At 72.2% G+C, this 25,692-nt stretch carries 24 protein-coding genes; 13 read left to right on the top strand and 11 right to left on the bottom strand.

All coding sequences use genetic code 11. The annotated features are described in order from the left end of the window. The first annotated feature begins 50 nt into the window (after positions 1 to 50). The 6 genes from AB0L74_RS06680 (at position 51) to AB0L74_RS06655 (ending at position 7,007) form a co-directional block, all read left to right on the top strand. Positions 51 to 1,877 (top strand): acyl-CoA dehydrogenase, encoded by a 1,827-nt coding sequence (locus AB0L74_RS06680; RefSeq protein WP_365646379.1) that lies wholly within the window; start codon positions 51 to 53, stop codon positions 1,875 to 1,877. An 83-nt stretch (positions 1,878 to 1,960) separates the two neighbouring features. Then, entirely contained in the window at positions 1,961 to 3,259 is a 1,299-nt protein-coding gene (locus tag AB0L74_RS06675) for a M18 family aminopeptidase (protein WP_365646376.1), read from the top strand. A gap of 137 nt (positions 3,260 to 3,396) precedes the next feature. After that, on the top strand, positions 3,397 to 3,651 hold the full coding sequence (locus AB0L74_RS06670; protein ID WP_365646373.1) for a DUF6458 family protein: 255 nt from the start codon (positions 3,397 to 3,399) through the stop codon (positions 3,649 to 3,651). A gap of 80 nt (positions 3,652 to 3,731) precedes the next feature. Further along, the gene (locus AB0L74_RS06665; protein WP_365646370.1) at positions 3,732 to 4,070 is read left to right on the top strand and encodes a hypothetical protein; all 339 of its coding nucleotides are present in this window, start codon (positions 3,732 to 3,734) and stop codon (positions 4,068 to 4,070) included. A gap of 209 nt (positions 4,071 to 4,279) precedes the next feature. Then, positions 4,280 to 4,588 (top strand): hypothetical protein, encoded by a 309-nt coding sequence (locus tag AB0L74_RS06660; protein ID WP_365646367.1) that lies wholly within the window; start codon positions 4,280 to 4,282, stop codon positions 4,586 to 4,588. 103 nt (positions 4,589 to 4,691) lie between these two features. Next, the gene (locus AB0L74_RS06655; protein WP_365646364.1) at positions 4,692 to 7,007 is read left to right on the top strand and encodes a hypothetical protein; all 2,316 of its coding nucleotides are present in this window, start codon (positions 4,692 to 4,694) and stop codon (positions 7,005 to 7,007) included. 111 nt (positions 7,008 to 7,118) lie between these two features. Here the strand turns inward: AB0L74_RS06655 and AB0L74_RS06650 are convergent, their stop codons facing one another. Both AB0L74_RS06650 and AB0L74_RS06645 read right to left on the bottom strand, forming a co-directional pair. Further along, positions 7,119 to 8,930 (bottom strand): NHL domain-containing thioredoxin family protein, encoded by a 1,812-nt coding sequence (locus AB0L74_RS06650; protein WP_365646361.1) that lies wholly within the window; start codon positions 8,928 to 8,930, stop codon positions 7,119 to 7,121. A 68-nt stretch (positions 8,931 to 8,998) separates the two neighbouring features. Then, a complete protein-coding gene (locus AB0L74_RS06645; RefSeq protein ID WP_365646357.1) occupies positions 8,999 to 9,211 on the bottom strand; it encodes a hypothetical protein in 213 nt (70 codons plus the stop codon). 47 nt (positions 9,212 to 9,258) lie between these two features. Here AB0L74_RS06645 and AB0L74_RS06640 point away from each other — a divergent pair, with 47 nt between their 5' ends. Then, on the top strand, positions 9,259 to 9,513 hold the full coding sequence (locus tag AB0L74_RS06640) for a hypothetical protein (RefSeq protein ID WP_365646354.1): 255 nt from the start codon (positions 9,259 to 9,261) through the stop codon (positions 9,511 to 9,513). 121 nt (positions 9,514 to 9,634) lie between these two features. Then, entirely contained in the window at positions 9,635 to 10,129 is a 495-nt protein-coding gene (locus AB0L74_RS06635) for an LURP-one-related family protein (RefSeq protein ID WP_365646351.1), read from the top strand. Between the two features lie 27 nt (positions 10,130 to 10,156). On the opposite strand, the gene AB0L74_RS06630 is transcribed toward AB0L74_RS06635, so the two are convergent. After that, positions 10,157 to 10,954, bottom strand: a complete 798-nt coding sequence (locus AB0L74_RS06630; protein ID WP_365646348.1) for a carbon-nitrogen family hydrolase — start codon at positions 10,952 to 10,954, stop codon at positions 10,157 to 10,159. Between the two features lie 245 nt (positions 10,955 to 11,199). Here AB0L74_RS06630 and AB0L74_RS06625 point away from each other — a divergent pair, with 245 nt between their 5' ends. Next, positions 11,200 to 12,024: a maleylpyruvate isomerase family mycothiol-dependent enzyme gene (locus tag AB0L74_RS06625; RefSeq protein ID WP_365646345.1), complete on the top strand. Its 825-nt coding sequence runs from the start codon at positions 11,200 to 11,202 to the stop codon at positions 12,022 to 12,024. 66 nt (positions 12,025 to 12,090) lie between these two features. On the opposite strand, the gene AB0L74_RS06620 is transcribed toward AB0L74_RS06625, so the two are convergent. Beyond that, the gene (locus AB0L74_RS06620; protein WP_365646342.1) at positions 12,091 to 13,389 is read right to left on the bottom strand and encodes an MFS transporter; all 1,299 of its coding nucleotides are present in this window, start codon (positions 13,387 to 13,389) and stop codon (positions 12,091 to 12,093) included. Continuing rightward, positions 13,386 to 14,036, bottom strand: coding sequence for a GntR family transcriptional regulator (locus AB0L74_RS06615; RefSeq protein WP_365646339.1), 651 nt, complete (start codon positions 14,034 to 14,036; stop codon positions 13,386 to 13,388). The genes AB0L74_RS06620 and AB0L74_RS06615 overlap by 4 nt, the downstream gene beginning before the upstream one ends. A gap of 209 nt (positions 14,037 to 14,245) precedes the next feature. On the opposite strand from AB0L74_RS06615, the gene AB0L74_RS06610 reads away from it, so the two are divergent. Continuing rightward, on the top strand, positions 14,246 to 15,145 hold the full coding sequence (locus tag AB0L74_RS06610) for a D-alanyl-D-alanine carboxypeptidase (RefSeq protein ID WP_365646337.1): 900 nt from the start codon (positions 14,246 to 14,248) through the stop codon (positions 15,143 to 15,145). A 118-nt stretch (positions 15,146 to 15,263) separates the two neighbouring features. Here the strand turns inward: AB0L74_RS06610 and AB0L74_RS06605 are convergent, their stop codons facing one another. From AB0L74_RS06605 to pdhA, 3 genes are read right to left on the bottom strand one after another with little or no spacing between them, the layout of a single operon-like run. After that, positions 15,264 to 16,694, bottom strand: a complete 1,431-nt coding sequence (locus tag AB0L74_RS06605; RefSeq protein ID WP_365646334.1) for a dihydrolipoamide acetyltransferase family protein — start codon at positions 16,692 to 16,694, stop codon at positions 15,264 to 15,266. 10 nt (positions 16,695 to 16,704) lie between these two features. Further along, positions 16,705 to 17,670, bottom strand: a complete 966-nt coding sequence (locus AB0L74_RS06600) for an alpha-ketoacid dehydrogenase subunit beta (protein ID WP_365646715.1) — start codon at positions 17,668 to 17,670, stop codon at positions 16,705 to 16,707. 17 nt (positions 17,671 to 17,687) lie between these two features. Then, positions 17,688 to 18,923: a pyruvate dehydrogenase (acetyl-transferring) E1 component subunit alpha gene (gene pdhA / locus AB0L74_RS06595; RefSeq protein ID WP_365646331.1), complete on the bottom strand. Its 1,236-nt coding sequence runs from the start codon at positions 18,921 to 18,923 to the stop codon at positions 17,688 to 17,690. A gap of 353 nt (positions 18,924 to 19,276) precedes the next feature. On the opposite strand from pdhA, the gene AB0L74_RS06590 reads away from it, so the two are divergent. Next, the gene (locus tag AB0L74_RS06590; protein WP_365646328.1) at positions 19,277 to 19,933 is read left to right on the top strand and encodes a response regulator transcription factor; all 657 of its coding nucleotides are present in this window, start codon (positions 19,277 to 19,279) and stop codon (positions 19,931 to 19,933) included. Positions 19,934 to 20,088: 155 nt separating this feature from the next. Then, the gene (locus tag AB0L74_RS06585; protein ID WP_365646325.1) at positions 20,089 to 20,517 is read left to right on the top strand and encodes a pyridoxamine 5'-phosphate oxidase family protein; all 429 of its coding nucleotides are present in this window, start codon (positions 20,089 to 20,091) and stop codon (positions 20,515 to 20,517) included. Between the two features lie 133 nt (positions 20,518 to 20,650). Here the strand turns inward: AB0L74_RS06585 and AB0L74_RS06580 are convergent, their stop codons facing one another. Beyond that, positions 20,651 to 22,264: a protein kinase gene (locus tag AB0L74_RS06580; RefSeq protein ID WP_365646712.1), complete on the bottom strand. Its 1,614-nt coding sequence runs from the start codon at positions 22,262 to 22,264 to the stop codon at positions 20,651 to 20,653. A 675-nt stretch (positions 22,265 to 22,939) separates the two neighbouring features. After that, positions 22,940 to 23,485: a bacterial proteasome activator family protein gene (locus tag AB0L74_RS06575; protein ID WP_365646322.1), complete on the bottom strand. Its 546-nt coding sequence runs from the start codon at positions 23,483 to 23,485 to the stop codon at positions 22,940 to 22,942. A gap of 859 nt (positions 23,486 to 24,344) precedes the next feature. On the opposite strand from AB0L74_RS06575, the gene AB0L74_RS06570 reads away from it, so the two are divergent. After that, entirely contained in the window at positions 24,345 to 24,650 is a 306-nt protein-coding gene (locus AB0L74_RS06570; protein ID WP_365646319.1) for a hypothetical protein, read from the top strand. A gap of 20 nt (positions 24,651 to 24,670) precedes the next feature. On the opposite strand, the gene AB0L74_RS06565 is transcribed toward AB0L74_RS06570, so the two are convergent. Further along, positions 24,671 to 25,651 (bottom strand): NAD(P)H-quinone oxidoreductase, encoded by a 981-nt coding sequence (locus AB0L74_RS06565; protein WP_365646317.1) that lies wholly within the window; start codon positions 25,649 to 25,651, stop codon positions 24,671 to 24,673. Positions 25,652 to 25,692: the final 41 nt, after the last annotated feature.

Here is a 25,692-nt window from a genome sequence, read left to right as displayed (position 1 = left end):
CCGAGCGCGAGGAGTCAGTGCCTCGCCGATCTCTCTACGGAGCCGTCGCCATGGGGCACTACAAGCCGAACCTCCGGGACATCGAGTTCAACCTCTTCGAGGTGCTCGGCCGCGACAAGCTGTACGGCACCGGCCCGTTCGCGGAGATGGACGTCGATACCGCCAAGAGCATCCTGGAGGAGCTCGCCCGCCTGTCGGAGAACGAGCTGGCGGAGTCCTTCGCCGACGCCGACCGCAACCCGCCGGTCTTCGACCCGGAGACGAACACCGCGCCGGTCCCGGCGTCCTTCAAGAAGAGCTACCAGGCCTTCATGGACTCCGAGTACTGGCGGCTCGGCCTGCCCGAGGAGATCGGCGGCACCACCTCGCCGCGCTCCCTGATCTGGGCCTACGCGGAGCTGATCCTGGGCGCCAACCCGGCCGTGTGGATGTACTCCTCCGGCCCGGCCTTCGCGGGCATCCTCTTCGACGAGGGCAACGAGGTCCAGAAGCACATCGCCAAGATCGCCGTCGAGCGGCAGTGGGGCTCCACGATGGTGCTCACCGAGCCCGACGCCGGCTCGGACGTCGGCGCCGGCCGCGCCAAGGCCGTGCGGCAGGAGGACGGCTCCTGGCACATCGAGGGCGTGAAGCGCTTCATCACCTCCGGCGAGCACGACATGTCGGAGAACATCCTCCACTACGTCCTCGCCCGCCCCGAGGGCGCCGGCCCCGGCACCAAGGGCCTGTCCCTCTTCCTCGTCCCGAAGTACCTCTTCGACTTCGAGACCGGCGAGCTGGGCGAGCGCAACGGCGTCTACGCCACCAACGTCGAGCACAAGATGGGCCTGAAGGTCTCCAACACCTGCGAGATGACCTTCGGCGACCGGCACCCCGCCAAGGGCTGGCTGATCGGCGACAAGCACGACGGCATCCGCCAGATGTTCCGCATCATCGAGTTCGCCCGGATGATGGTCGGCACGAAGGCGATCTCCACGCTGTCGACGGGCTACCTCAACGCGCTGGAGTACGCCAAGGAGCGCGTCCAGGGCCCGGACCTGGCCAACTTCATGGACAAGACCGCGCCCAAGGTCACCATCACCCACCACCCCGACGTGCGCCGCTCGCTGATGACGCAGAAGGCGTACGCGGAGGGCATGCGCGCGCTGGTGATGTACACCGCCTCCATCCAGGACGAGATCCAGGTCAAGGAGGCGAACGGCGAGGACGCCTCCGCCGAGCACGCCCTGAACGACCTGCTCCTGCCGATCGTGAAGGGCTACGGCTCGGAGAAGGCGTACGAGCAGCTCGCCCAGTCGCTCCAGACCTTCGGCGGCTCCGGCTTCCTCCAGGAGTACCCGGTCGAGCAGTACATCCGCGACTCCAAGATCGACACCCTGTACGAGGGCACCACCGCGATCCAGGGCCAGGACTACTTCTTCCGGAAGATCGTCCGCAACCAGGGCGCCGCGCTGAACTCCCTCGCCGAGGACATCAAGAAGTTCCTCGCCCTGGGCACCGGCGGCGAGGAGCTGGCCGGCGCCCGCGAGCACCTCGCCAAGGCCGCCGTGGAGCTGGAGGCCATCGTCGGCCTGATGCTCACCGACCTCGCGGCCACCGAGAAGGACGTCAAGAACATCTACAAGGTGGGGCTCAACACCACCCGCCTGCTGATGGCCTCCGGTGACGTGATCGTCGGCTACCTGCTGCTCAAGGGCGCCGCGATCGCCGCCGAGAAGCTGCCCACGGCGTCCGCCAAGGACAAGGCGTTCTACACCGGCAAGATCGCCGCGGCGAGGTTCTTCGCCGCGAACGTCCTGCCGGGCGTCACCTGCGCCCGCAAGGTGGCCGAGGGCGTCGGCCTGGACATCATGGAGCTGGACGAGGCCGCGTTCTAGGCCGGAGTCCTCTCCCGTCCCTGTACGAGGGTCCGTTCCCGTCCTGCCGGGAGCGGGCCCTCGCCCGTCGTTAAGGTGAACCCATGAGCGCACCCTCCCGCTTCCACCACCCCCACACCGACGACCTCATGGCCTTCCTGGCGGCGAGCCCGACGCCGTACCACGCCGTGGCGAACGCCGCCGAGCGCCTGGAGAAGGCGGGCTTCCGGCAGGTCGCGGAGACGGACGCCTGGGACGGGACCAGCGGCGGCAAGTACGTGCTGCGCGGCGGCGCGATCGTGGCCTGGTACGTCCCCGAGGGCTCGGCTCCCCACACCCCCTTCCGGATCGTCGGCGCGCACACCGACTCCCCCAACCTGCGCGTCAAGCCGCTGCCCGACAGCGGGGCGCACGGCTGGCGCCAGGTCGCCGTGGAGATCTACGGCGGGCCGCTGATGAACTCCTGGCTCGACCGGGACCTGGGCCTGGCCGGCCGCCTCACCCTGCGGGACGGCTCGGCGCGGCTGGTCGACGTCGGGCGCCCGCTGCTGCGCGTCCCGCAGCTCGCCATCCACCTGGACCGCAGCGTCTCCACCGAGGGCCTGAAGCTGGACAAGCAACGGCACCTCCAGCCCGTGTGGGGCCTGGGCGACGACGTCCGCGACGGCGACCTCATCGCCTTCCTGGCGGAGACGGCCGGCCTCGCCTCCGGCGAGGTCACCGGCTGGGACCTGATGACGTACCCCGTGGAGGCCCCGGCCTACCTGGGCCGCGACCGGGAGCTGGTGGCGGGCCCGCGCATGGACAACCTGCTGTCCGTGCACGCCGGTACGGCCGCCCTGGCCGCCGTCGCCGCCTCCGGCGGCGCCCTGCCGTACATCCCCGTGCTGGCCGCCTTCGACCACGAGGAGAACGGCTCCCAGTCGGACACCGGCGCGGACGGCCCGCTGCTCGGCACGGTGCTGGAGCGCTCGGTGTTCGCGCGCGGAGGGTCGTACGAGGACCGGGCACGCGCCTTCGCCGGCACCGTCTGCCTGTCCTCGGACACCGGGCACGCCGTGCACCCGAACTACGCGGAGCGCCACGACCCGACGCACCACCCGCGCGTCAACGGCGGACCCATCCTGAAGGTCAACGTCAACAACCGCTACGCGACCGACGGCTCGGGCCGCGCGGTGTTCGCCGCCGCCTGCGAGAAGGCCGGTGTCCCCTTCCAGTCCTTCGTCTCCCACAACTCCATGCCGTGCGGCACGACGATCGGCCCCATCACCGCCGCCCGGCACGGCATCCGCACGGTCGACATCGGCGTGGCGATCCTGTCGATGCACAGCGCCCGGGAGCTGTGCGGCGCGGACGACCCGTACCTGCTGGCGAACGCGCTGGTGGCGTTCCTGGAAGGCTAGGGCCTTCCCTTGGGATCACGCCGGGCTCGCGCCCGGAACACCCCACGGCTGCATGGGGGTTGACACCCGGGGTACTCGCACGGAACCGGATCGACCGGAAAGCCCGGACCGACCGGACCGACAGGGAGGCGACACTCATGGGCCTCGGCGGGTGCATCATCCTCATCGCCGTGGGAGCCATCCTCACGTTCGCGACCGACTGGGACATGCGGGGCGTCAACCTCGATCTGGTGGGCGTCATCCTCATGATCGTCGGCCTGATCGGCGTCTCGACGTTCAGCAGCATCGCCCGGCGCCGGCGTGTGGTGGTCCCGCCCACCACACCGGTCGTCGACGAGCAGGCGGCCCACCACCACCGCCGCGACGGATACAGCGACGGGTACGGCGTCTGAATCGAACGCCGATTTCGAAAGTCAGGTTTCCGGCGCACGCCGCACTCTACTGAGTTATCAACTCAGTAGAGTGCCGCGTTATGGACTTCACTGTTATCGCCCACGCGGTCGAGGTGGACCACGGGGTCAAGCGCCTTTCCATGCGCTTCATCAAGAAGTACGCGGCGCCGGAACGCCAGCGCCTGAGCGCCGAGCTGTGCGCGGAGATCTCGCAGGAGTTCGAACGGCTGGGCCTGCTCACCCTGCCCCGCCGGTTGCCGACGTCGGAGAACGAGTACGTCTTCGTTCTGGCGAAGGACGGCCCGCTGGGCCAGACGGTGGCGCTCGCCTCGTCCCTCGCCGCACTCGATCAGCTCGGCGAGAACAGGATGCCGTGGCTCTTCGACAATCACCCGGACGCCAAAAAACTTCTGACCTGATTCCCGAACTTTCCACAGCCGACGCGGTCGCGCCCCTAAATGATCTGATCGTATTCGTACAACTTCAATCCGGGCCGATTGATCAGATGAGTCGGCAGAACGCATTCGCTAGATTCGGGACCGCGCGAAGCGAGGCGCCTGCAACGCGCGAGCACCGCCGTTGCAGCGGACGCTCCATCACTTCTCTTTGGTGTGCCATGGAGTAAGCCATGAACGCTTTCGCAGATCATTCCGCCGTCCCCGCCGCCGGCGGCAGGGGCGGGCAATGCTCCGTCATATTCGCGCAGGCGAAGAGCGGTTCCGATTGCGTCCATGTCGGCGCCCCGGAGGCCGAGACGGCCGCGCCCGCCCGGTACGGGTTCCGCGCAGAGCCCCACGCCGGCACCGCGTCGCACGTCCCGCCCGAGGACACCCTTCGCGCACGCGAACTCGCGGTCGGACAGAGCTCGTCGCGGCACTTCCCGTGGGACCGGCTCCCCGCACCGCTGCCCGGCGCCGAGCGCCCCGCCGGCCCCTGACGCTCCCCGCACCGGCCCGCCGGCGCCCCTGCCGGACGCCGCTCCTCCTCTCCGGCGCGCTCCCTCTTCTTCCCCGTCTCCCACCTCCACGAGGACTTCGCCCATGCCCCTTCCCGTCCCCCGCTCCTTCTCGGTGCAGTGGGGTTCCGAGTCCGTCCTGGTGTCGAACGTCGACCCCGGCCTGCCGTCCCCCGCCACGGACGCCGACCTCGCCACGGTGGCGACGGCGGGCCGGAACAACCCCGCCGCCCTGCTGCCCGAGGCCGCCTGGCAGGCCATCGCCCGCGCCACCACCAGCCCCGACGCGGTGGCCGTCCAGCTACGGCCGACGGCGGCCGATCCGACCGGGCTGCTCATGGTGGAGAACGTCGACGGCGCGACGCTGCGCTCGGTCGTCACCCGGGTGCACCTGAGCGAGCTGCTGCCCGGCATCCAGCCCCGTACCGGCATGGAGGTCATGGAGATCCCCGACCCCCAGGTGCAGGGGGTCACGGACGGCGGCCGGCCCTGCGCCAGCGTCCGGTACCGCTACCAGGACCTCGACCACCTGCGGAACCACGTGTGGCAGACCCTGCACGGCACCCTGTCGCTCAACAGCTACGGGCCCTCCATCCTCGCCCGCAAGGTCACCCGCAACCTGATCACCCACCCGGTCGAGATCACCTTCGAGGACGGCACCGAGCCCTTCCACGCCCTGGTGGTCCGGGACGGCATCACCCGGCTCGCCAGCGCCTGGGAGGTGCTCGCCGGCCCCGACGCCGAGGCCGCGGACGTCGCCCAGCTCGCGGTCGACTCGCTCTTCGGCAAGACGGCCGCCGCGTCCGGGCCGGGCGGCGAACCCCTGGAGCGGCGGCTGGCCGCGGGGCGGGAGAAGTGGCGCCGCAGGCTCCGGGAGGAGTTCGCCCGGGAGATCGCCGCGCCGGAACCCGGCCCGCGCGCCGCCCAGATCGCCCAGACCTACGTCGTGCCCGCGCAGATCGCCGTGGGCGCCGAAGGGCACCCGGGCCACCTCCTCGCCGCCGAGGACATCTTCGACGACGCCATCCGCTCCGTACTGGCCTCCGTGCACGTCGAGTTCAAGCAGTGGGACACGGCCGCGCAGAACGTCGAGGTCGCCACGCGCGCCCTGAAGCGGGTGATCCAGCTCGGGGAGTCGCTGGTACCGAGGGACGATCTTCAGACCATCTACGGGCTCGCCGTCGGCCGGATCCCCGTGGAGGAACTGCCCCGCGTCTTCGACGAGGAACCGGCACCCCCCGGCACGGCCCTGTGGCGGGCCGTCTACCTGGTGCACTCCCTGACCCGCCCGGAGCTGCTGGAACCCCTCAAGGACCAGGCCAAGGCGATCAAGGGCGGCAAGCGCATGGGGCTGAAGGGCTTCGCGGAGCTCCTCGGTCCGCTGATCGACCTGCCCTGGCGGGCGTACAAGAAGCACGTCACCAAGCAGGCGCGCAATGCCTGGAACAACGGCGGCGTGCTGACCTCCGACGTGATCCAGGAGTGGGAGCCGCGCCCCACCGACGACTTCACCACCCTCGTGGGGCCCGCGATGGCCGGGGACATCGACGCGCGCTGCACCCTGGCCGTGGCCGGCGGCGTGGCCCTGATCGCCGACAAGCTGCTCACCCGGAACGTCGGGTCCGCCCTGATGGCCGCCAAGGAGAAGGGCGGCGTCCCCTTCCGCGCCGACGTCAACCAGGTGATCGAGGACCTGTCCCAGGAGCACAACGAGGCGGGGCTGTGGACCCTGGCCCTGGCCGCCGAACGGTTCCGCGGCGACTCGCTGCCGGAGAACGCGGTGACCATGCGCCAGCTGGTGCACAAGCAGCGGACCGGCGGCGCGGCCGGGGCCGCGGGCGTGCCGTACGCGCACTTCAAGGTGGACCTCTTGGCCGCGGACCGGATCGAGCGCGACGACGACGGCGTGCCGGTGCTGCTGCACCAGTGGGACGTCGTCTGGGTCTCGAACCCCGAACGCGCGCGCAAGGCCCATCCCCCGAGGCCGGCCCTCCTCCCCCCGCCGCGCCCGGCCTCCGGCGACGGCGCCCCGGGTACGGCCCCGGACGCGGAGGGCGCGGAGGGCACGCGGGGCACGCAGCCGTCCGGTGCGCCGGAAGCGGGCGCGGCCGGCGGGCCGGGCCCCGACCTCCGGCCGGCCAGCCGGCGTGCCGCCGACTACCGGCAGGTGCTGAAGGCGAACGTGACGGCGGCCCGGGACGCTCTGGACCAGCTGCTCCTGCTGGACCCGGAGGTCGGCGGCCACACCCCCGTCGTCCCGCAGAGCACCCTCGACGTCCTCCTCGACCAGCTCGTCAGCCTCCAGGCGGACGTGGAGAACCTGCGCCGGAAGACCGCGCGGGCCGACGACCCGGCCGCGGAACAGGACGCCGACGAGGAAGCGGTCGAGGCCGGCGTCTAGGGTCTTCCGCTCGGAGGTTTCCGCTCGGAAGTCTTCTGCTCGGAAGTCTTCCGCTCGGAAGTCTTCCGGTGCGGTGGTCTTCCGTTCGGAACAGGCCGCCCGGCGCCCCGGTCAGGCGTCGGCGTCCATGCCCGCCAGCACCAGCGGCAGCCGGTCCGCCCCGCCCTCGGTGAGACGGACCGGCACGCCCCAGTCCTGCTGGTGGACGTGGCAGGCCGGGTACTCGTTGGCGGGGTCGTCGTCGCAGGACGCCGCCATCGCGGAGACGTGCAGGACCCCTTCGGGGACGGCGGGGTCGAGTTCCAGGACGCGGGAGAGGTCGGTACCGGCGCCCTCGCCGTTCAGCAGCAGCTCCGGCGGTGTGGCGGAGACCAGCAGCCGGGTCGAGGGGCCGTACCGGGTGTCGAGCTTCTGCCCCGCCGGGGCCTGGAAGATCACGTCCAGCCGGAGCGTGCCGGGGGCCACCTCGGTCGCCGCGCGCTGGGTGCGGTGGGCGACGGCCTCCACCCGCACCGCCTCCTCCGGCAGCCGGAGCCGGGTCAGGCGGTGCCGGGCCGACTCCACCACCACGATGTCGGCACCGTCGAGGACGGCGTCGCTGGGCTCCCGCAGATCCGTGGCCAGGGTGGTGACCTGCCCCGTGTGCGGGTCGTAGCGGCGCAGGGCGTGGTTGTAGGTGTCGCTGACGGCGACCGATCCGTCGGGCAGTGCCGTGACGCCCAGCGGGTGCTGGAGCAGGGCCTGGCCGGCGTCCCCGTCCCGGTGCCCGAAGTCGAACAGCCCGGTGCCCACCGCGGTGTGCACGGCGCCGTCGAGGTCCACCCAGCGCAGCGCGGACGTCTCGGAGTCGGCGAGCCACAGCCGCTCGGGGGTGGCCGCGAGCCCCGACGGCTGCGCGAACCACGCCTCGGCGCCCGGACCGTCGACGAGTCCCTCGTTGGTCGTCCCGGCCGCGACGGCGACGGTCCCGCCGTCCGGGTCGTACGCCCACAGCTGGTGGACGCCGGCCATGGCGATCCACACCCGGCCGTTCCACCAGGCCACGTCCCAGGGCGAGGAGAGGCTGACCTCGCGCCCGGGGCCGGAGGTGGCGTCGCCCTGCATCCACTGGCGGCCGGTCCCGGCCAGGGTGGTGACCTCGCCGGAGGCCGGGTCGAGGCGGCGCAGGGCGTGGTTGACGGTGTCGGCGACGACCACGGAGCCGTCCTCAAGCAGCGCCAGCCCCTGCGGCTCGTTGAAGGCCGCGGTGGCGATGTCGCCGTCCGCGAAGCCGCGCGTCCCGGCGCCGATCCGCCGCACCACGCTCTCCCCGTCCGGCGCGAGCTCCACCAGCTGGTGCCGGGTGGTGTCGCTGACCAGGAAGTTCCCGGACGGCAGCAGCAGGGCCTTGCCCGGGAAGCGCAGGGTCGTCGGCTCCGGCTCCGGCGGCACGTACGGCCCGTCGCCGCGCCGCAGCGTCCCCTTCGCCGCGTGCTCCGCCTCCAGCTCCTCCACCAGCCGCTCGATGGCGTGGGCGTGCCCCTCGCCGGCGTGCTGCGCGACGATGTACCCCTCGGGGTCGATCACCACGAGCGTGGGCCAGGCCCGCACCGCGTACTGCTTCCAGGTGGCCAGCTCCGGGTCGTCCAGGACGGGGTGCTCGACGCCGTACCGCTCCACGGCGTCCAGCACCGCCTGGTGCTCGGCCTCGTGCACGAACTTCGGCGAGTGCACGCCGACGATCACGACCGTGTCCCGGTGTTTCTCCTCCAGCTCGCGCAGCTCGTCCAGGACGTGCAGGCAGTTGATGCAGCAGAAGGTCCAGAAATCAAGGATCAGGATGCGACCTCGGAAATCGGCCAAGGTCAGGTTCTTGCCGCCAGTGTTGATCCAACCGCCCTTGCCGACCAGTTCCGGGGCACGGACACGCGCACGCTTTGCCATACATCCATCCTGCCCGATGCGGGGCGACGGGATATCGAGGGTCGCCAGGCGGCGAGGTCGTCAGGGGCTCAGTCTCCGTCGCCGTCGTCTTCGTCGGCGTCGCCTCCCTCGCCGTCGTCTTCGTCTTCCTCGTCGTCGGCCAGGCGCTCGCCGCGTGAATGGGCGACGCGGAGGGCGTCGAACAAGCACTCCGCGAGCCGCGCGGCCGTAAAGCGCAGTTCCGCTCTGGACGCCTCGGGGTCGCCGAGCAGCTGCCGGGCCGCGGACGAAGCTGAAGTCACCGAGCGGCACGCTGTCCACCGCCGAGGCGATCTCCGTCGTCACGGGTGTGAAAGTTGGATACCGGAATATTTCGGCCGTCCGCCTGCTCGCTTGCTTTCTGGAGGTCGGCGCTTGGCGGGAAGCCGAAGAGCTGACGCTGGACATCCTGCCCACCATCAGTGAAACGTCATCGGCCCGCACGCTGAGATTGCTGACCGATGCCGCGCAACGCGGGAAATCCCTCCCCGCGGCCCCGGTCAACCTGCGGGACGCGCTGCGCCATGTCGAAGGCGTGATAGACGAAGACCCCTACGAGATGTGACGGCCGACCGCCGCCGGAGCGGGCCCGCGCGCTGTGGCCGCGTGGGCCGGAGCAGGCCCGGCTTCCGTCTGTCGGCCTACCGGCCGCGTCGGGCGACGGGTCCCGGGGAACCGCTCCGTGCATGAGATTCCTCGTGTACGACCGGCTCCTCGGCTTCGGTGACGACTACTGGATCGTGGACGACCGCGGCAGCAAGGTCTTCCTCGTCGACGGCAAGGCGATGCGCCTGCGGGACAGGTGGGAGCTGAAGGACGCGCAGGGGCGGGTCCTGATCGACATCCGGCAGAAGATGCTCGCCCTGCGGGACACGCTGGTGATCGAGCGGGGCGGCGAGCCGCTGGCGCGGATCAAGCGCAAGCGGCTGTCGCTGCTGCGCCACCACTACCGGGTCTCCCTGGCCGACGGGAACGAGCTGGACGTCAGCGGCCGGATCCTCGACCGTGAGTTCGCCATCGAGTACGACGGCGAACTCCTGGCCGTCGTCTCCCGGCGCCTGCTGACCGTGCGGGACACCTACGCCGTCGACATCGTCCGGGACGACGCCGACCCGGCGCTGCTCATCGCGGTGACGGTGTGCGTGATCCATCTCTCCGAGAAGGAACGGGAGGAAGGCTGATCCCCCCCTTCCCCCGGCCTCGCGCGGCTACCGGCGCGGAGGTGCCCCCAGGCCCAGGACGCGGTCCTTCAGCGCCGGGAACCGCTCCCGGGTGGACGCCACCGTCGCCGGGTCGAACTCCACGGTGAGGACCTGTTCGTCCGGGCCCGCCTCCGCGAGCACCTCGCCCCACGGGTCGACCGCGATCGAGTGGCCGGCCTGCGGAACTCCCGCGTGGGTCCCGGCCGTTCCGCACGCGAGGACGAACGCCTGGTTCTCCACCGCCCGGGCCTGGGCCAGCAGCGTCCAGTGGGCCCGGCGGCGCTCGGGCCAGCCCGCCGGGACGACGAAGGTCTCGGCACCGGCGGTGACCAGGCCGCGGAAGAGTTCGGGGAAGCGGAGGTCGTAGCAGGTGGCCACGCCGAGGGTGGTGTCCGGCAGACGGACCGTCACCAGCTCGTCCCCGGCGCCCATCAGCACGGCCTCGCCCTTGTCGAAGCCGAAGCGGTGGATCTTGCGGTAGGCGGCGGCCAGGTCACCGGAGGGGGAGAAGACGAGGGAGGTGTTGTACAGGGGACCGTCCGGGGCCCGCTCGGGGATCGAGCCCGCGTGCAGCCACACGCCCGCGTCGCTCGCGGCCTTGGCCATCGCCTCGTACGTGGGGCCCTGGAGCGGCTCGGCCTCGGCGCCGAAGTCCTCGAAGGCGAAGGCGCCGGTGGTCCACAGCTCGGGGAGGACGACGAGGTCGGCGCCCGCCTGTTCCCGTACCAGGGAGGCCGCCCGCCGGCGGCGCGAGGCGACCGGTTCCCCCTCGTCCACGGCGATCTGGATCAGAGAAGCGCGCACACTACCACCGTCCTGGCCATCGAGCCGTCCACACGGGCTTCCACACGGCCTACGATCGTCACACGAAAGCACTGCCGGGGTGCCGCACAGCAGCGTAACTTGGGGGTCCCCCCTGCTCGAAGCCCGCGCGCAGCGGAGCGAGGGCTCGGGGGAGTTTTCGAAGACGCCCGCCGAGTGCAGCCACCTCCCACTGGCACCGCCGCCACACAACCGCCCGTGTACCGACCGCCGAGGGGTCCTGTTCCGTGAGTCTGCATCCCGCCCTCCAGCCCTACGCCGATGCCTGGACCCACTCCATCGAGGCGATATCCGAGCTGGTCCAGCCGCTCGTGGAGGCCGAATGGAACCGGCGGACACCATGCCCGGGGTGGTCGGTCCGCGACGTGGTCTCCCATGTCATCGGGCTGGACTCGGAGATGCTCGGCGACCCGCGCCCCATCCACACGCTGCCGCGCGACCTGTTCCACGTCACCACCGACCACCAGCGCTACATGGAGCTCCAGGTCGACGTCCGCCGCCACCACACGGCACCGGAGATGACCTCCGAACTGGAGTACATGACCATCCGCCGGAACCGCCAGCTGCGCAACGACAACCGCGCTCCCGGCGCCACGGTGCGCGGTCCGTTCGGCACCGAGCTGACCCTGGAGGAGTCCATGCGGCGGCACGCCTTCGACGTGTGGGTCCACGAGCAGGACCTGCGCACCGCCCTCGGCCGCCCCGGCAACCTCGACTCCCCCGGCGCCTACGTCACCCGGGACGTGCTCCTCGACGAGCTGCCCCGGGTCGTCGCCGAGGACGCGCACGCGCCCCGCAGCTCGGCCGTGGTGGTGGACGTCCACGGCCCGGTGGAGTTCCTGCGCACGGTGCGGGTGGACATCCAGGGCCGCGGCACCCTGGAGACGGTCCCCGCGCTGGGGCCGGCCGCCTCCCTCTCCCTGGACTGGGAGACCTATGTGCGCATGGCCTGCGGCCGGGTCACGCCCGAGGCGGTGGCGGACCGCGTGAAGACGGACGGCGACCAGGAGCTGGCCGCGGCCATCCTGCGGAACTTCACGGTCACCAAGTAGTCCGGGTCCGCCGGGCGACCGCGGTGCCACGGGGCGCCGCCCGGCCGGGCCCGCGCCCCGGACAGGTCACGCGGGGACGTGCACCGTCTCCACCCGGCTCGCGACCAGCCGCTCCCGCTCCCGCCGGGCCGCGCGCCCGCGCAGCCGCAGGATCTGGACGACGCCGAACGCCTGGAGGACGAACACGGAGGAGAAGGCGACGGTGTAGTCGTCCCCGGTGGCGTCCAGCAGCACACCGATGGCCAGCAGCGTGGCCATCGAGGCGACGAAGCCGCCCATGTTGGTGATCCCGGACGCCGTGCCCTGCCGCTCCGGCGGGTTGGCCGGCCGCGCGAAGTCGAACCCGATCATCGACGCCGGACCGCAGGCGCCCAGCACCACGCACAGCACGATCAGCAAAGCCATCGGCGCCTGATCGCCGGGCCAGGCCAGCGTCGCCGCCCACAGGACGGCCGTCGCCGCCACCGTGCCCAGCGCCAGCGGCAGCCGCGCCCCGTGGTGCCGGGCGATGATCTGGCCGTAGACCAGGCCGACCGCCATGTTCGACAGCACGACCAGGGTGAGCAGCTCGCCGGCCGTGGCCCGGGACAGGCCCTGCGCCTCGACCAGGAACGGCAGACCCCACAGCAGCAGGAAGACCATCCCGGGGAACTGGGTGGTGAAGTGCACCCACAGTCCGAGCCGGGTCCCCGGCTCCCGCCACGACCGGACGATCTGCCGCCGTACGTAGGCGGCCCCCTGGTGGCCGGCCGGCTCCGGCTCGTACCCCTCGGGGTGGTCCTTCAGGAACAGCAGCAGGAGGACGAACACGGCGGCGCCCGCCAGCGCGCTGCCCGCGAACGCGGCCGTCCAGCCGATGCCGTGCAGCAGCCGGGCCAGGACGAGGGTGGAGACGAGGTTGCCCGCCATGCCGGCGAGTCCCGCGAGCTGGCCGATCAGCGGCCCCCGGCGGGCCGGGAACCAGCGGGTGCCCAGCCGCAGCACGCTGATGAAGGTCATCGCGTCACCGCAGCCCAGCAGCGCCCGCGAGGCGAGCGCCATGCCGTACGACGGTGAGAAGGCGAAGCCGAGCTGCCCCGCCGTGAACAGCACCACGCCGAGGCCCAGCACCTTCTTGGTGCCGAGCCGGTCGACGAGCAGGCCGACGGGTATCTGCATGCCCGCGTAGACCAGCAGCTGGAGGATGGAGAAGGTGGACAGGGCCGAGGCGCCCACGTGGAAGCGGTCGGCGGCGTCGAGGCCCGCCACCCCCAGCGACGTACGGAAGATGACGGCGACGAAGTAGACGGCGACGCCGACGCTCCAGACGGCGATCGCGCGCCGGCCGCCCGGCGGATCGGCGGGCAGGGTGGTGGAGCCGCTCATCGGACCTCCCCCCGGGCCAGGTGGGAGAACCAGCTCACATGGCGGTGGACGACGGCGACGGCCGCCTCCGCGTCCCCGGCGCGCAGCGCGTCGAGGATCTCCCCGTGCTCGGCCAGGGTCTTGGCGATCCGGTCGGGGTGGGAGTGCATGACGGCGACGCCCATGCGCAACTGCCGGTCGCGGAGCTGGTCGTAGAGCTTGGAGAGGATCTCGTTGCCGCCGCTGCGGACGATCTCGGCGTGGAAGCAGCGGTCGGTGACGGCGGCGGCGGCGAGGTCGCCCGCGGCGGCCTGCTCCTTCTGCCGGGCCAGCAGCCGCTCCAGCCGTTCGACCAGCCCGGGCGGGGCGGGGACGGCCTTGCGCGCCGCGTGCTCCTCGACCAGCAGCCGGGTCTCCACGACGTCGGCGATCTCCTGGGCGGAGACGGGCAGGACCAGGGCGCCCTTCTTCGGGTAGAGCCGGATCAGTCCCTCGGCCTCCAGCCGCAGCAGCGCCTCGCGCACCGGCGTGCGGGAGACCCCCACGGCCTCGGCGAGCTCGCCTTCGGTGAGCAGGGTGCCGCCCTCGTAACGGCGTTCCAGGACACCCTGCTTGACGTGTGTGTAGACGCGGTCGGCGGCGGGGGGTTGCTTCACGGCCATGGTCATGTCCACATGATAGATACAACAGGTACGCATCACGGCGGCCGTCCACCATGCGGACACCTCCGACCGCGTCCGGGGTACCCGCGAACACGTCCGTCTCACGGCACAACCATCCGCACCGGTCATACGTCAGACAGACGCGGCCCCGTGCTGCTCGCACCTCAACACGGCCGCGCACCCAGGGGCATTCAACGTAAATCGGGGTAACTCACTTGAAGATCGGCATTCAGGGCATTCGCCTGCACAGGGCCGCCGCCGTCGCCGTGACCACCGGCGCCGTGTTCGCGACCGGCGCCCTCACCGCGGCGCCCGCGCAGGCCGCCACCGCGCCCGCGATCGCCGCCAAGGGCGGCTTCGTGATGAACAACGCCACCGGCAAGTCGCTCTACACCAAGGCCGCGGACACCAAGCGCTCCACCGGCTCGACGACCAAGATCATGACCGCCAAGGTCGTCCTGTCCCAGCCCAACCTCAACCTGGACGCCAAGGTCACGATCCAGAAGGCGTACAGCGACTACATCGTGTCGAAGACCGCCTCCTCGGCGCGGCTGATCGTCGGCGACAAGGTCACGGTGCGTCAGCTGCTGTACGGGCTGATGCTGCCGTCGGGCTGCGACGCCGCGTACGCGCTGGCGGACAAGTTCGGCACCGGCTCCACCCGGGCCGCGCGCGTGAAGTCGTTCATCGGCAAGATGAACACCACCGCCAAGAGCCTGGGCCTGAAGAACACCCACTTCGACTCGTTCGACGGCATCGGCAACGGCGCGAACTACTCCACGCCGCGCGACCTGACGAAGCTGGCGAGCAGTGCGATGAAGAGCTCGACCTTCCGCACGATCGTCAAGACCAAGAAGTACACGGCCAAGACGGTCACCAAGACCGGCAGCACCCGCACGATGGCGCCGTGGGTCAACACCAACACCCTGCTGAACAACTACAGCGGCACCATCGGCGTGAAGACCGGCTCCGGCCCCGAGGCCAAGTACTGCCTGGTCTTCGCCGCCACCCGCAACGGCAAGACCGTCATCGGCACGGTGCTGGCCTCCACCTCGGCGACCCAGCGCGAGACGGACGCGAAGAAGCTGCTCACCTACGGCTTCGGCCGGGCCTGAGGCCCTGAGTCCCGGCGCCGGGCGCCCGGCGCCGGGGACGAGCGGGGGCGGGGACGAGCGGGGAGGGGACCGCCGCCACCGCGCGGCGGTCCCCTCCTTTCCGTTCCGGGGGGCGGGCTTACGCCCAGGTGATCAGCCGCTTGGGCTGCTCCAGGATCGCCGCCACGTCGGCGAGGACCTTCGACCCCAGTTCCCCGTCGACCAGGCGGTGGTCGAAGGAGAGCGCCAGGGTGGTGACCTGGCGGGGCTTCACCTTGCCCTTGTGGACCCAGGGCTGGGGCTTGATCGCGCCGACCGCGAGGATCGCGGACTCGCCCGGGTTGAGGATCGGCGTACCGGTGTCCACGCCGAAGACGCCGACGTTGGTGATGGTCACCGTCCCGCCCTGCATCGCCGCCGGGGAGGTCTTGCCCTCCCGGGCCGTGGTCACCAGCTCGCCGAGCGCCCGCGCCAGTTGCGGGAGCGTCTTGGCGTGGGCGTCCTTGATGTTGGGGACGATCAGGCCCCGGGGGGTCGCGGCGGCGATGCCCAGGTTGACGTAGTGCTTGACCACGATCTCCTGGGCCGCCTCGTCCCAGGACGCGTTGATGTCCGGGTTGCGCTTGACGGCGACCAGCAGCGCCTTGGCGATCAGCAGGAGCGGGTTCACCCGCAGCCCGGCGAACTCCTTGTCCTGCTTCAGCTCCTCGACCAGCTTCATCGTGCGGGTCACGTCCACCGTCACGAACTCCGTGACGTGCGGCGCGGTGAACGCGGAGCCGACCATCGCCGCCGCCGTCGCCTTGCGGACGCCCTTGACCGGGACGCGGGTCTCGCGGGCGGTGTCGTACGCCACCGGCGCGGGGGCGGCGGGAGCGGCCACCGGGACCGGCTCGGGCGCCGTCACCTGCCGCGGGGCCGCCTGCGGGGCCGCCGCCGCGTGGACGTCCTCGCGGGTGATGATCCCGTCCGGGCCGGTCGGGGTGACCGTCGCCAGATCGACGCCGAGGTCCTTGGCGAGCTTGCGCACGGGGGGCTTGGCCAGCGGACGCTCCCGGGTGACCTGACCGTGGCCGTTCAGCTCGGCCTGCACGGCGGCCTGGCCGGCGGCCTGCGCGGGCTCCGGGGCCGGGCTCGTGGCGGCCTCCGGGGTCTTGCGGGCGCGGCGGCGGGTCGAGGAGGTGGCCACGCCGTAGCCGACCAGGACCGGCTGGCGGCCCTGCGGCTTCGGCTCCCCGGCCGGTTCCTCGGCCGCGGGCGCCGGTTCGTGGGCGGCGGGCACCGGCTCCGCGGCGGCGGGGGCGGCGCCGCCCGACACGTCCACCGTGATGATCGGCGTGCCCACGTCCACCGTGGTGCCCTCGGGGAAGCGCAGCTCGCGGACCACGCCGTCGTACGGGATGGGGAGCTCGACGGCCGCCTTGGCGGTCTCGACCTCGCACACCACCTGGCCGTCGGTGACGGTGTCACCGGGCTGGACGTACCACTTGAGGATCTCGGCCTCGGTGAGTCCCTCGCCCACGTCGGGCATCTTGAACTCGCGCACGGAGCCTTCCGTCATCGTCGTCACGACCCTCTCCTCAGTACGCCAGCGAGCGGTCGACGGCATCCAGCACCCGGTCCAGGTCGGGCAGGTACTCCTCCTCCAGGCGGGCCGGCGGGTACGGGGCGTGGTAGCCGCCGACCCGGAGCACCGGGGCCTCCAGGTGGTAGAAGCAGCGCTCGGTGATCCGGGCGGCGATCTCCGCGCCGGAGCCGAAGAAGACCGGCGCCTCGTGGACCACGACCAGGCGGCGGGTCTTCTCCACCGACGCCTGGATCGCGTCGAAGTCCAGCGGGGAGACCGAGCGCAGGTCGAGCACCTCCAGGGACCTGCCCTCCTCGGCGGCGGCGTCGGCCACCTCCTGGCAGAGCTTCACCATCGGGCCGTAGGCGGCCAGGGTGAGGTCGGTGCCCTCGCGCACCACGCGCGCGGCGTGCAGCGGCCCGGGGATCGCCTCGGTGCTGACCTCGCCCTTGTCCCAGTAGCGGCGCTTGGGCTCGAAGTAGATCACCGGGTCGTCGCTCTGGATGGCCTGCTGCATCATCCAGTACGCGTCCGAGGCGTTGGACGGGCTGACCACCTTCAACCCCGCGACGTGCGCGAAGAGGGCCTCGGGGGACTCGGAGTGGTGTTCCACCGCGCCGATGCCGCCGCCGTAGGGGATGCGGATGACGACGGGGAGCTTGACCTTGCCCAGCGAGCGGGCGTGCATCTTCGCCAGCTGCGTGACGATCTGGTCGTACGCCGGGAAGACGAAGCCGTCGAACTGGATCTCCACCACAGGGCGGTAGCCGCGCAGGGCGAGGCCGATCGCCGTGCCCACGATGCCGGACTCGGCGAGGGGGGTGTCGATGACGCGGTCGTCGCCGAAGTCCTTCAGCAGGCCGTCCGTCACGCGGAACACACCGCCCAGCTTGCCGACGTCCTCGCCCATGACCAGGACCTTGGGGTCGGTCTCCAGGGCGCGGCGCAGCGACTCGTTGATCGCCTTGGCCAGGGCCATCTTCTCCACGGCCATGATCAGACCCCCTCTGCGTCGGCGAACGACGCCTGGTAGGCGGCGAACCGCGCCCGCTCCTCGTCGACGAGCGCGTGCCCGTCCGCGTACACGTTCTCGAAGATGGCGAACCGGTCCGGGTCCTCCATGGCGCGGACCGCCTCGCGCACCCGCTTGCCCAACGCCTCGCTCTCGGCCTCGAGTTCCGCGAAGAAGCTCTCGTCCGCGTGGTGTGCGGCTTCCAGGTGGCGGCGCAGGCGCAGGATCGGGTCCTTCGCCTCCCAGGCGGCCCGCTCGTCGTCGTGGCGGTAGCGGGAGGGGTCGTCGGAGGTGGTGTGGGCGCCCATGCGGTACGTCCACGCCTCGATCAGCGCCGGGCCCTCGCCGCGCCGGGCCCGCTCCAGCGCCCACCGGGTGACGGCGAGCGTGGCCAGGACGTCGTTGCCGTCGACACGGACGCCGGGGAAGCCGAAGCCCTGGGCACGCTGGTAGAGCGGCACCCGGGTCTGCTTCTCGTTGGACTCCGAGATCGCCCACTGGTTGTTCTGGCAGAAGAACACCACCGGGGCGTTGTAGACCGCGGCGAAGTTGAACGCCTCACTCACGTCGCCCTGGCTGGAGGCGCCGTCCCCGAAGTAGGCGATCACGGCCGAGTCCGCGCCGTCCTTGGCGATGCCCATGGCGTAACCGGTGGCGTGCAGCGCCTGCGAGCCGATGACGATCGTGTAGAGGTGGAAGTTGTTGCCGTTGGGGTCCCAGCCGCCGTTGTTCACGCCGCGGAACATGCCGAGCAGGTTGGTCGGGTCTACCCCGCGGCACCACGCGACGCCGTGCTCGCGGTAGGTGGGGAAGACGTAGTCGTCCTCGCGGGTGGCGCGGCCGGAGCCGATCTGGGCGGCCTCCTGGCCCAGCAGGGAGGCCCACAGGCCGAGCTCGCCCTGGCGTTGCAGAGCGGTGGCCTCGGCGTCGAAGCGCCGGGTGAGCACCATGTCGCGGTACAGGCCGCGCAGCTCGTCGGGGGTGATGCCGGCGACGTACGCGTCGTACTCGGCGTTCCCGACGCGCTCGCCCTCGGGCGTCAGCAGCTGGACGAGCTCGGGCTCGGTGCTCTGCGCGGTGGCCTTCTCGGCGCTCTTCTTGGCAGCGGTGCGGGCGGTGCGCTGGGTGCCGGTGGTGCCGGCCGCCTTCGTACCGGTCGTCCCGGTCTTGCTTCCGGCGCTGCGTCGCGGCTTGCGCGCGGCAGTGCTCTCCACGGTCACGTGTGCTCCTCCGTCGGTCCGGCGCCCGGGTTCGCCGGGTGCCTGGGGTCCCCCTGCTCCGTTCCGGAGCTCGGGAGAACGGCTCACCTGTCGGCCGAGAGGCACACGGGGTGGGTGCGCCCGGTCGGGAACAGGCGTGACAGGTGCCCCGGCGAGCGCCCTGCACAAGGCACGTTACCCAGTGCTCCACATTTCTGTGAAACCTATCCTGACCTGCGATTTTGCTTGGATTTCCAAGTAAATGCCGAAAGTCGGGAACAGGTACTGGTCACAGCCTTGCAGGGGGCCGGAACAACGGCACGTTATCCCGGCCACCCCGGGCACGGGAAGAGTTCGTGTGTGACACTGGCTCCGTGCGTGAAGAAAGACAAATCCGGGTATTTCTTCTCGATGACCATGAGGTCGTCCGCCGGGGCGTCCACGACCTGCTCGCGGGCGAGGACGACATCGAGGTGGTCGGCGAGGCCGGTACGGCGGCCGACGCTCTGGCCCGGATTCCGGCCACCCGCCCGGACGTGGCGGTGCTCGACGTCCGCCTCCCGGACGGCAGCGGCGTGGAGGTGTGCCGCGACGTCCGCTCCCGGGACGAGTCGGTCCGGTGCCTGATGCTGACCTCCTTCTCCGACGACGAGGCGCTCTTCGACGCGATCATGGCGGGTGCGTCCGGTTATGTCCTGAAGGACATCCGGGGCGGTGAGCTGCTGACGGCCGTGCGCGACGTCGCCGCGGGCAGGTCGCTGCTCGACCCGGTGGCCACCGCGCGCGTGCTGGAGCGGCTGCGCGGCGGCGGCACCCGGACCGACGACCCGCTCGCGCACCTGACCGAGCAGGAGCGCCGCATCCTGGAGCTGATCGGCGAGGGCCTGACCAACCGCGCGATCGGCGAGCGGCTGTACCTGGCCGAGAAGACCATCAAGAATTACGTCTCCGGTCTTCTGTCCAAACTCGGTATGCAGCGGCGTTCCCAGGCGGCGGCCTACGTGGCGCGGATGCAGGCCGAGGACCGCTGAGAAACACCGGCCCGGGGAGAGCGGCCCGCCATTCGGGCCGGGGCCGCGCCGTCGGCCATGCCGCCATTCCCGAGCGCGGGTTCGGGACTTACGTCCTGCCCGCCTCGGGGCGGGCGCCTCTACCGCCGCTTTCGCCGCTCGCGCACAGTGAGGGCATGTCCTCCCCCTCCGACCCGCGGCTCGCGCTGGGTCTGCTCGCCCGCACCTGCCACGGCCGGGCCGCCACCAGCATGCGCGCCCTGCCGTTCCTCGCCTTCGCGCGCCACGTCGTGGCCGACGGCCGCGTCCTGCTGCGCATGCCCGGGAACTGCGGCTACCAGCAGGCGTGCGCCGGCAGTGTGGTCGCCTACGGCACCGACAACCTGGGCTCCGCCCGGCCGGGCGAGAGGGTGTGGACCGCGCAGGTCGTGGGCCGGTGCGAGAGGTACCAGCCGACCGCGGCCGAGCTGGAGCTGTTCGGGCCCGCTCCGGCCCGGGTGGACGGCGAGCCCTTCGAACCCGTCTACCTGTGCGTCGAACCGCAGTTCGGCGTGGTGCACGGCGTGGACGGCGGTCCGGGGGGACCGGTGCGGACCACTGCGTGACGAGGGCCCGGCCGGCGCGCTCTGCCCTCCCGCGCGCACCCGTGCGTCCGCGCGCCCGCACAACGCGCCACGCGCATGGGGCCCGGTGCGGGCCCCATGCGCGTGGGGGTGTTCTCTCGCTTGTTTTTCCCGGTCAGCCGCCGAGCGGGTCCACCGGGCCGCTGGTCGCGCCGCCGCCCTGGTCGCCGCCGGTGCCGTCGTCACCGCCCGTAGGCGGCGACTGGCCGCCCGCCGGCGGCGACTGGCCGTCCGACTGGTCGTCCGTGGGCTCCGACGTCGCGGGGGGCGGCGACTCTCCGCCCGTCGGCTCCTGGGTCGGTTCCTCGGTCGGCGTGTACGACGGCGTGTAGGAGGGCTCCTCCGGCTGGGTCCAGCCGGAGCCACCGCCGTTGCCACCGGTGCCCGGATCGGTGCCGGGGTCGGTGTTCTCCTCCGTGGCGCCCTCGCTCGGCGTCTCGCTGGGCTTGGCTTCCTCGGTGCTCTGCGTGGCGCTGGGTGACTTGCTCGGACCGGGCTCCTCGCCCTTGTCGCCCCCGGCGCCGTTCAGCGCCAGCGCGGCCCCGGCCACGACCGCGATCACCGCGAGCACGGCGAGGACCCACAGCTTGCCCCGGCCGCTGCCGCGGTTGCCGTTCCCCTCGAAGCCGCCGTCGTCGCCGCCGTACCCGGTGGGCAGGATCGGCTGCGGGATCTGCGTGGTGCCGGCGCCGTGGTCGGAGTGCGGCAGCACGGTGGTGCCGGCGAGCCCGGCCGAGGGGGTGTGGCGGCCCTCGTGCATGCCGACCGGCCCGGTGTTCCAGGTGCCGGTGTGGCCGCCCTGCTCGTAGAGCATCTGGAGGGCGTACTGGACCAGCCCGCGCATCTCCTCCGCGGTCTGGAAGCGGTCGTCGGGCTCCTTGGCCAGCGAGCGCATGACCAGGCCGTCCAGCTCCGGCGGGCAGCCGTCGGACGCCTCGGAGGGAGGCGTCGGGATGTCCTGGACGTGCTGGTAGACCACCGACAGCGGGGTCTCGCCGGTGAAGGGCGGGCGCAGCGCGAGCAGTTCGTACAGCAGGCAGCCGGTGGCGTACAGGTCGGAACGGTGGTCGACGGCCTTGCCGAGGGCCTGTTCCGGCGAGAGGTACTGCGGGGTGCCCATGACCATGCCGGTCTGCGTCATGGTCGTGGACGCCCCGTGCAGGGCGCGGGCGATGCCGAAGTCCATCACCTTCACGGCGCCGTTGTGCGTGATGATGACGTTGGCCGGCTTGATGTCGCGGTGCACGATGCCGTGCTGGTGCGAGTAGGCCAGCGCCTCCAGGACGCCCGAGACGATGATCAGAGCCTGCTCCGGGCCCGGTGCCTCGGCGTTCATCAGCAGGTCGCGGATGGTGCGGCCCTCGACCAGCTCCATGACGATGTACGGCACGGACTGGCCGCCGACGAAGTCCTCGCCGGAGTCGTACACGGCGACGATCGCGTGGTGGTTGAGCCCGGCCACCGACTGGGCCTCGCGCGTGAAGCGGGCCTTGGAGACGGGGTCCTCCGCCAGGTCGGCCCGCAGCAGCTTGACCGCCACGGTCCGCCCGAGACGCACGTCCTCCGCGGCGAACACCTCGGCCATGCCGCCCCGTCCGAGCCTGTGGGTCAACCGGTACCGGCCGTCCCCGACCAGCCCGCCGTTGCCCCAGGTCTCCGGCGCGTCTGACATACCGCCGCCAGTCGCCTCGGGGTCGGACGGGCCCTGAGCGCGCTGCTGTGCCATCAGTCCTCGCCGTCGTTTCTGCCCGCGGTGCGCGCGGTGTTGTTACGGTCTCCGTCGGCCACGCTACAGCCTCCGCGCAAGCCTCCGGTCCGAGATGGGCGCCGGGACCGGCACGAGACGGACCGGTCATCAAACCCTGCCCCCGTGCCGACGTGCAAATTCCGTGGGCCGGCGGTACGCCGCCGGTAACGCTTGCGCGACGCTTCCTTCGCGTACGGACACGGAACGGGCACCCGGCTTGACGTGCCGGTGACCTTGGGCAGACTTTGGCCGGGAGCGGCCTTCGCACGGCCTCACCAGGCACTGTCGCCGTGAGATCACCGCCGTGGCGAAGCTCACGCACTCCGGCACCGCCTCGGCCCCGGCACCCGGCGAGGGCGGTCCGGCATGCCCTCCGGCGGCTCGGACGGGGGCGTCGGTGCGCCTTCCGGCTGCTGGAGCGCGGGCACGCCTTCGATGGCTGAGGCACGCCTTCCGGTGACTGGGGCGCGGGCGCGGCACTGGGGCACGCCTTCCGGTGACTGGGCGCGGCGCGGGCGGGTGGCGTCCGGGCCCGTGGAACGGGCGAAGGCCCGGCAGCCGATGCCGCCGGGCCCTTGGCCTGCCGTGTCATGCGCGCGAGTGCCGCGAGTGCCGCGGGGACACCCGCGGGCGCGGCAGGTACCGCGCGTGTCCCTCCTACAGGTACGGGCCGCCCGAGCGGCCGCCCATGGGGCCCTCCTCGCCACCGTCGTGGCCGAGGCCCGCCGGCAGGGCGCGGCGCATCTGCTCCAGCTGCGCGCGGGCGGCCATCTGCTGGGCGAACAAGGTGGTCTGGATGCCGTGGAAGAGGCCCTCCAGCCACCCCACGAGCTGCGCCTGGGCGATCCGCAGTTCAGCGTCGCTCGGGGTGCCCTCGTCCGTGAAGGGCAGGGAGAGCCGCTCCAGCTCCTCCACCAGCTCGGGCGCCAGGCCGTCCTCCAGCTCCTTCACCGAGCTGGCGTGGATCTCCTTGAGCCGGTTCCGGCTCGCCTCGTCCAGGGGAGCGGCACGCACCTCCTCCAGGAGCTGCTTGATCATGCTGCCGATCCGCATGACCTTGGCAGGCTGCTCCACCTGCTCCGTCACCGGGGTCTCGCGCGCTTCCTCGTCTCCGCCGCCACCGCCGCTGAGGGCCATGCCGTCCTGGCCGACGACCAGGATCTGGGGGTTCTCCGGTGACCTGTCGTTCCTCGGCATCTCCATGGCGCCATTGTCTCGTACGCGTCCGCCTCCCCTCCGCCACGCCCCCGGAGAAGACCGATCCACCGGTACGAGTGGAGGAACCCGGAATGCCGGAATTGACGGTTGATGTGAGGCTTATTCCGTCGATCTTGGCGACTGGCTAGACCGGGAGGGGGTCACCGACGTGACTCCATGGCTGCGGCTGGGGCCGCGGGTAGGGCGCGGGGCAGGGCTCGTACTGGCCCTGGGAGCGGTGCTGGGGACGGGAGCGGGCCTCTGCTGGCCCGGCGGCCCGGCGTACGCGGCGCGGCAGAGCGCCCTGACGGCGACCGGTTCCGTGGCGCCGGGCCCCGGCCCCGCGGCGGAGGCCCCGGGGCCCGGCGCGGCGCGCCGTGCCGGGACCGCGCCACCCGGCGGCGCCGTGTTCGCGCCGGGGCAGGTGCCGGACCGGAAACCCGAACCGGACCGATGGCCGGTGCCGGACCGGAAACCCGAACCGGACCGGCGGCCGGCGCCGGACCGGCAACCGGGACCGGACCAGCGGCCGGCGCCGGACCGGCAACCGGGACCGGACCAGCGGCCGGCGCCGGACCGGCAACCGGGACCGGACCGGCGGCCGGGAGCGGACCGGCGGCCGGAGGTCCCGGTTCCGCCTTCGTCCGCCACCGTCCCGGTCCCGTCCGTCACGGCCGCCACCGGCTCGGGGACGGCCTCGGCCTCCGCGCCCGCGGCCTCCCGGGGGGACGGCCACGGCTCCCGGCCGGTCGGCGGCGCCGCCCGGCGGCCCTCACCCGCGCGTTCCTCTCCCGCTCCCGCCGCCGAGCCGTCCCGGGCGGGCAGCAGGGCCGGTGCGGGGCGGGAGCGGCCCGGGCGCCGGGACGTGCCCGGCGCGGAGAAGGGCGCGGTCACGGACGCGGACCCGGCGTATCCGAAGGCGCCGGCCGAGGACGGCGGGAGTATGCCCGGCCGGGCGGACGCCTCCGCGCCGGTGCGGGAGACCGGGCCGGTCCCGGCCGCTCCCCCGGAGCGGCCGGGGGAGCGGGCCGTCGCTCACACCGAGCGAGCCGCGGGAACGGCCCCGCGGCTCCTGCCCCTCGGCAGCGGGCTGGTCCTGATCGGTCTCGGACTGGGCCTGGCCCTGTTCGCCCTCCGGCTGCGCAGGAGTCAGCGGTCGCAGGCCGGATGAGTGGCGGCCGTCCGGGGCGGTCAGGGGGCGACGAGCAGCACCTTGCCGATGTGCCCGCTCTCCTCCACGATCCGGTGCGCGGCGGACGCCTCGCTCATCGGCATCTCTCGGTCCACGACCGGGCGGACCCGGCCGGCGGCGAACAACGGCCACACGTGCTCCCGCACGGCCGCCACGATCGTCGCCTTCTCCTCCAGGGGGCGGGCCCGCAGCGAGGTCGCGCTGACGGCGGCGCGCTTGGTGAGGAGGGCACCGATGTTCAGCTCGGCCTTGTTGCCGCCCTGGAGGCCGATGATCGCCAGCCGGCCGTTGACGGCGAGCGCCTGGACGTTGCGGTCCAGGTACTTGGCGCCCATGTTGTCCAGGATGACGTCGGCGCCCGCGCCGTCGGTGGCCTGCTTGATCTCGGCGACGAAGTCCTGCTCCCGGTAGTTGATCAGGATGTCGGCGCCCAGTTGGGCGCAGCGTTCCAGCTTCTCCTTCGTGCCCGCCGTGACGGCCACCCTGGCGCCGACGGCCTTGGCGAGCTGGATCGCCATGGTGCCGATGCCGCTGGAACCCCCGTGCACCAGCAGGGTCTCGCCGGGGCGCAGGTGGGCGACCATGAAGACGTTGGACCAGACCGTGCAGACCACCTCGGGCAGGGCCGCGGCCTCCTTGAGCCCGACGCCGTCGGGCACCGGCAGGAGCTGGCCGGCCGGGACGGCCACCTTCTGCGCGTATCCGCCGCCGCCCAGCAGGGCGCACACCTCGTCGCCGACCGACCAGCCGGACACCCCCGGCCCCAGCGCGGCGATACGTCCGGAGCACTCCAGACCGGGGTGGCGGGGGGCACCGGGCGGCGGATCGTAGAAGCCCTGCCGCTGCATGATGTCGGCGCGGTTGACGGCACTGGCCGCCACCTCGACCAGGACCTCGCCCTCGCCGGGCACCGGATCGGGCACCTCGTCCCAGACCAGTACCTCGGGGCCTCCGGGTTCGGGAATCGTGATCGCGTGCATGAGAAGGACGCTACTCCTCCGGCCCGCGCCGGGCCCGCCGG

It is taken from the genome of Streptomyces sp. NPDC052020 (assembly GCF_040680575.1).
GTDB lineage: Bacteria > Actinomycetota > Actinomycetes > Streptomycetales > Streptomycetaceae > Streptomyces.
The sequence above is the reverse complement of the archived record's forward strand: the minus strand, read 5'-3'. Positions and strand labels throughout refer to the sequence as shown.